Genomic DNA, 5415 nt, shown 5'->3' with positions numbered 1-5415 from the left:
GGAGCGAGACACCGCACAAGGCAGGATGGGACATGGCCGCGCGGGTCTGCTTGATCTTCACACCTCAAGAACCCGCGCGGCCACCGTCATGTCACCGCCCGCTCGGATCAATCGCGGGGCAGACCGTTAGCCTTACAAGGTGACTTTGCGCGCAGGCGCCGCCGCGTGACGGTCCGCCGCAGGCAGGGCCGTTCGGCAGTTTGCGCCACTGCGGAAACCTGGTGGCGTTGGGTGGCGTCACCGACGCCGCCCCTTGAAGGGCGCCGAGCGTACGCAAGCGGGTCAGTTCGACACGCAATCCGGAGGACCAAGAGGCTCGGTGTGGCGCCTCACGCGCTGCCCTGCGCGCGAGGTGACGCAGGTCAATGGCCAATAGTTCGAGTCGGCGGTAGCCCACTCGCAAACGCCCCTGGCGTTCGAACTCCTGGATGACCCGGTTCGCCGTCTGGCGTCCCAGCATGGCGGCGAGTGTGCTCTGCGAGCAGAAAACCGCGCTGTTCCGGGCGCCGCGCAGTGGCAGCCAGGCCACACGGCTCTCCGCGCTGCCATGCAGGGTCCGGTCCCGCACCCCCTGCTCGCGCAGGCACCAGTGGGCCAGTCCGGTGAGCCAGGCCCCGGCCGGCCCAGGGGGAACGCACAAGTGGCAGTGGCAGGTGGCAGCCGCCACCCGTACACAGGAGGCATCCCCCATGCGAAACCGGCGTCTGCGCCGGGCCACGCTCGGCACCGGAGAGAAGCCGCTCCTCTTGGAGAGACCTCTCTCTAGGCGCTCGCCGGGGGCGTCGTGCTGTGCTCCGCGTCGTCGTCCCCGGCACGCGGGGCGCTCAGGAGTGATGCGCCGAACGTGCGCAAGCGGTCCACCGCTTGGCTGTCGGGGTCTGCTCGGCGGGCCAGCGCGTTGTGGATCTCCTGGTAGACGGACGCCTCCAGGCCGCAGCGTCGGCAGTCCTCCAGGTGCGCCGAGACCCGGCGCGCGGTGACCTCGTCGGTTTCGCCGTCGAGGTAGGACTGCAGCACGCGGGCGACCTGCATGCAGTTCATGCGGCGCTCGGCCGCTGCACGCCGCCACCATGGACGCCTCTTCACATCACACCTCGCTTCGGTGCCAGTCCTGCCGTGGCCAGCCGCGCCCGTATCCGTTTGCGTGCCCGGTGCAGCCGGCTCATTACGGTGCCTTCGGGCACGTCCAGCAGGTGGGCGGCCTCGGCATAGGTGAGGCCGTCGATGTCCACCAGTTGCACCACCTGGCGGTGCTTGTCCGGCAGCGCGCACAGGGCCTCGTCCACCACCTCGTCGAACGCCTCCCCCACCACGATCTCTTCCGCCGACCCGCTGGGGCCCGTGGTGCTGAGCCGGTCCAGATCGGTGTCCGGGTCGTCCAGGAGGTGGGGACGGCGGCGGCGGTGCCGGTTGATCTCGGCCCGCCGCATGATCGTCAGAAGCCACGCGCGCGGGTGCTTTCCGTCGAAGCGGTCCACGGCCCGGTAGGCGCGCAGCAGGGTGTCCTGCACGAGGTCCTCGGCGTCTGCCGGCTGCGCGGTCAGCGTCATCGCCACCCGCAGCAGCACTTCCGCCTCCGGCAGCACGTAGGCGGCGAACGCCTGACCCCGAGGGTCCGCGGTGTCAGGCGGCGCTGTCACTTCGTCTTCCACACGGTGGAAACCCCTTCTCCCCTAACCCGCATTCCATCCTCTTCATCCTTCTGCTTTCCGGTCCCCGGCGCCACTGTGGTCAGGGCGAGGTGAGGAGCGTGTGCGGGGGCTGGAATGCCGCGTGCGGCGGGACGGGTTTCCGCTGTATGACATGGCAGCGCGTTCCCGGGCCGGGGCGAGTGTGGGCCGAGTGCCGGGAGAAGATACGGCATGTGCGGCTGCGCGGTGACGTGGAAGCGTACGTCGACGGGCAGCTCACCGGTGCGCACCGCGTGCGGGTGGCCGCCCACATCGCCTGCTGCTGGGGGTGCAGCGGCAGTCTGCAACTGCTGCGGCTGGTCAAGGCGTCCCTGCGGCACTATCCCCAGCGGACGCCCCCGTCTCTCGCTTCGGCCCGGGTACGGCGCTTCGCTCATCACCTCACCACACCGGCGGGGCCGGGACCGGCCCCGCCGCTGAAGGACGCCGAGCCTCACCGATCCCGCGCGAACCCTGGCGGCCCGGCAACACGGCGTGCCGGTCAGCAGCAGCCCGACGGTGCGCCCATGGCCGGCACGGCTGCCCCGTCCACGGGATCGCAGGGGAACAGGCCGAAGTGGTGGCTCTTGTCGCCGGTGACGATGAAGTGGGCCGCGTAGCGGGTGGCGGCGAGCATGTCGGCGGTGTTGCCGCAGACGAGCACCGGCTTACCGGTGCGGAAGCGGTGGTGGTCGTCGAGGTCGAAGGCGTGCGGGTGCTCGGCGACGGTGCCGTGGTAGACGGCGACGTGGCCGTAGTCCTCGCAGCGGTCCTCCAGGGGGAGCTTGAAGGCGCGGACGGTGCGGGAGGTGAAGGCGGCGAAGCCGATCTTCCGGTCGATGTCCGGGTCGCTGATCTCCACCGGGGATTCGCTGACGGTGCGGGCGTCTGGGCAGCCGGCGCGTTCCAGGATCCGGCGGAAGTCCTCGGTGTACAGGGCGCCGGCGAGGCATTCGCCGACGAGGACAGGGTCGTCGAGGAGGGGGGTGGGCAGGCGGCGGTCGGCGAAGATGTCGGAGAAGTACAGCTCACCACCGGGCCTCAGGACGCGGAGGATCTCGGAGAAGACGCGCGGCTTGTTCGGCGAGAGGTTCACCACGCAGTTGGAGACCACGACGTCCACGGAGGCGTCCGGGATGCCGGCCGTGGCCAGGTCTTCGATGTAGCCGTGGCGGAAGTCGGTGTTGGCGTAGCCGAATCGGTCGGCGTGCCAGTCCTGATGGCGGCGCGCCACGGCCAGCTGTTCCTCGGTCATGTCAACGCCGATCACCCGGCCGGTGGGGCCGACCAGTTGGGACAGCACGTAGACGTCCCGCCCGCTGCCGCAGCCCAGGTCGAGCACAGTGGCCCCGTCAAGTCCGGGCGGGATGGGCGAACCGCAGCCGTAGAAACGCTCCATGACCTCGTCGTGGACCTGCGCGAGAGCCGCCGCGATGTGGGGCGGCGGTGCCGTGTCCGTGCAGCAGGCCGAGGTCTTCAGGTCCGCGGAGGAGGCGAGCACCTTTCCGTAGTAGTCCCTGACCGATTCCGCCACGGACGAAAGGGGCGTCTGCTGCCCCGGGGATACGTCAATCGTCGCCATGTCTCTCCCTGGTGGTCCCTCGTGCTCCGGCCGGTGGTTCGCCGGGGCCGCGACGGGAACCCGCTGTGCGGCGGTTGCCATTCCCCCTCCGCTGTGCCGTGATCCGGACGGGTCTCAGGTCAGCGGCGATCAACCACCGGGGTGCAGGGCTGATGCCGCCCACCGCGCTCCGAGGCGCGGTGGGCTACCTCCAACATCAGCACGGACTTCCTGCCTCACGGGACGTTCGCCGGCGGCGTCCTCCGGGCCGTCACCGGCTACCGGCAGCCGCGCCGGCCTCGACGCTGCGGGAGCGGACCAGCCGTGCCGCCCACCAGCCGCCCGCGCTCAGCACGAGCAGAGCGCCCAGCGCGATCCACAGCCCCGGGGAGCCGGGGTCGCCCAGGGAACCGCCGAGCCCGGTGTAGACGACCGTGCCCGGGATGATGCCCAGGGCCGTGGCGGTCACGTAGGAGGAGAAGCGGACACCGGCCACCCCCGCCCCGTAGTTGATCACCGAGAAGGGGAACAGCGGCACCAGCCGCACGAGCAGCACGGCAGCGAACCCACGGCGTGTCAGGTAGGCGTCCAGCCGGGACAGACGCCCCGACCCGGCATAGCGGGCTACGACCGGACGTCCCAGCCAGCGGGCGAGACGGAATGACCGGGCCGCACCCGCCGTGGCTCCCACGAGCACGGCCGCCACCCCCAGCGGCAGCCCGAACAGGGCTCCCGCGGAGGCGGTCAGTACGGAGCCGGCAGCAGTGCCGTCACGGCTAGGGCGTAGCAGACCGCGAAGACGACGGGCCCCCATATGCCGAGCGAGTCGACCCATTGGCGTACCTCGCGCAGCAGGTCCCCGCCTCCAAGTGCCACCCAGGAGCCGAGCGCCACCAGCAGGACCACGAGGAAGGCCAGCCGTATCCACGCCGCGCGCGCCGGCCTTCGCGCCACCCCGTCCGGGCCCGCGCCGGAATCAGGGCCTGTGTCGGGCGGCGTGGGCTCGGTGGCGGAGGAGGGGGTTGCCTGGTGCTTCATGTCGGCTCCTGTGACGGTGGTTCGGCGGGAAGTTCGGCCACCACGCGGCGCAGCGGCAGCTCCAGGCGTCGCCCCGGGGCCGCCCACCGTGCCAGGGAACGCTTGGCGGCCTGGGAGCGGTCGGGTGTCAGACCGGGCAGATACAGGGCGTCGGCCAGCAGGGCGGCCGCGTCGGCCGAGTCGATGGCCAGGGTGAAGACACGTCGCTCGTCTGTGCGGACGCGGAAGCCCGCTGTGCGCAGCGCAGCGGCCAGCCCGTCGCGGGCCTGCGGGTTGGGCCACGGCTGGCGTAGGGCGCGCAGGGCTGCCATTACCCGGAGCCAGGCGAGCATGCCGGACGGGGAGAGCCCGGACTGGGAGGGCACCAGCGCTGCGAGTGTTCCTCCGGGGCGCAGCACGCGCCGGATCTCGCCGAGGACCTGCGGCAGGGGGGTGACGACCGGCAGGCACATGGCCGCGCAGACGGCGCCGACGCTCGCGGAGGCGGCCGGGAGCGCGTCCGCACCGGCGCGGACCAGTGGTCCGCGGGCCCGGCGCGCCGCTTCGGCGAGTTCCGCCGCCGACAGGTCGATCCCGACCCAGTCGGCGTCCGGGAGTTCATCGCGGGTGGGTGCGGACCCGCAGGCCACGTCGAGGACCGTGCCCTCGATACCGCGCAGCGGTTCGGCCAGCCAGGCGTAGGGGGAAGCATCGGCCAGGGAGAACAACTGCTCGGTGATACCGGGGTGCGCCTGGTGGTAGGCGGTGATGAAGCGCCGCCAGTCCGGTTCGTCCATCCAGCTCCTCGTCTCTCTTCCGACGCATGGGGACTGCTCGCCCCCTGCCTTCGCCATCGGGAACCCTGCCGGGCCGGTCCCCCATTCCGTTTCGGACACGCCGGATGCGGACGGATGACGTGGGTCGGCCTTCCTGGCCGTGATCGTGGGGCTGAGAAAAGGGAAGGCTCCGACTGTGTCACCGGGTTTCCCTCGCGTCCCACGATCGCGCACCGGCCGTTGCACGACGGCGCATCGACTGGAGAGAGCCCGAACCATGAACAGGTACGACCTGGTGGTCATCGGCGGCGGCAGCGCCGGGCTGACCGCGGCCCGCACCGCCGGGCGCTTCGGCGCCCGCACGCTGCTCGTCGAGCGGGACCGGCTGGGC

7 protein-coding genes are annotated in these 5415 nt (G+C 71.5%); 1 reads left to right on the top strand and 6 read right to left on the bottom strand.

The window, feature by feature from the left end; all coding sequences use genetic code 11:
* Window positions 1–762 precede the first annotated feature (762 nt).
* The 6 genes from O3X23_RS43500 to O3X23_RS43475 form a co-directional block, all read right to left on the bottom strand.
* Complete coding sequence (locus tag O3X23_RS43500; RefSeq protein WP_269280823.1) at window positions 763–1041, bottom strand: anti-sigma factor family protein; 279 nt, start codon at window positions 1039–1041, stop codon at window positions 763–765.
* 41 nt (window positions 1042–1082) lie between these two features.
* Window positions 1083–1640, bottom strand: coding sequence for an RNA polymerase sigma factor (locus O3X23_RS43495; protein ID WP_269280820.1), 558 nt, complete (start codon window positions 1638–1640; stop codon window positions 1083–1085).
* 532 nt (window positions 1641–2172) lie between these two features.
* A complete protein-coding gene (locus O3X23_RS43490) occupies window positions 2173–3252 on the bottom strand; it encodes a methyltransferase domain-containing protein (RefSeq protein WP_269280817.1) in 1080 nt (359 codons plus the stop codon).
* A 250-nt stretch (window positions 3253–3502) separates the two neighbouring features.
* On the bottom strand, window positions 3503–3928 hold the full coding sequence (locus O3X23_RS43485; protein ID WP_269280814.1) for a TVP38/TMEM64 family protein: 426 nt from the start codon (window positions 3926–3928) through the stop codon (window positions 3503–3505).
* 47 nt (window positions 3929–3975) lie between these two features.
* Window positions 3976–4269, bottom strand: coding sequence for a hypothetical protein (locus O3X23_RS43480; RefSeq protein WP_269280811.1), 294 nt, complete (start codon window positions 4267–4269; stop codon window positions 3976–3978).
* Complete coding sequence (locus O3X23_RS43475; RefSeq protein ID WP_269280808.1) at window positions 4266–5045, bottom strand: class I SAM-dependent methyltransferase; 780 nt, start codon at window positions 5043–5045, stop codon at window positions 4266–4268. Before O3X23_RS43475 ends, O3X23_RS43480 begins: the two co-directional genes overlap by 4 nt.
* A gap of 256 nt (window positions 5046–5301) precedes the next feature.
* Between O3X23_RS43475 and O3X23_RS43470 the strand changes: the two genes are divergently transcribed.
* On the top strand, window positions 5302–5415 hold a 114-nt coding region (locus O3X23_RS43470; RefSeq protein ID WP_269280825.1), incomplete at its 3' end, for an FAD-dependent oxidoreductase.

This window comes from Streptomyces sp. H39-S7 (assembly GCF_027158205.1).
Lineage (GTDB): Bacteria > Actinomycetota > Actinomycetes > Streptomycetales > Streptomycetaceae > Actinacidiphila.
This window is presented reverse-complemented; position numbering and strand designations above follow the sequence as displayed.

Bases quoted from the DNA above. Each gene is read 5' to 3' on its own strand.
- O3X23_RS43490 (WP_269280817.1), bottom strand. From the start codon at position 3,252: ATGGCGACGATTGACGTATCCCCGGGGCAGCAGACGCCCCTTTCGTCC.
- O3X23_RS43480 (WP_269280811.1), bottom strand. From the start codon at position 4,269: ATGAAGCACCAGGCAACCCCCTCCTCCGCCACCGAGCCCACGCCGCCC.
- O3X23_RS43500 (WP_269280823.1), bottom strand. From the start codon at position 1,041: ATGAACTGCATGCAGGTCGCCCGCGTGCTGCAGTCCTACCTCGACGGC.
- O3X23_RS43475 (WP_269280808.1), bottom strand. From the start codon at position 5,045: ATGGACGAACCGGACTGGCGGCGCTTCATCACCGCCTACCACCAGGCG.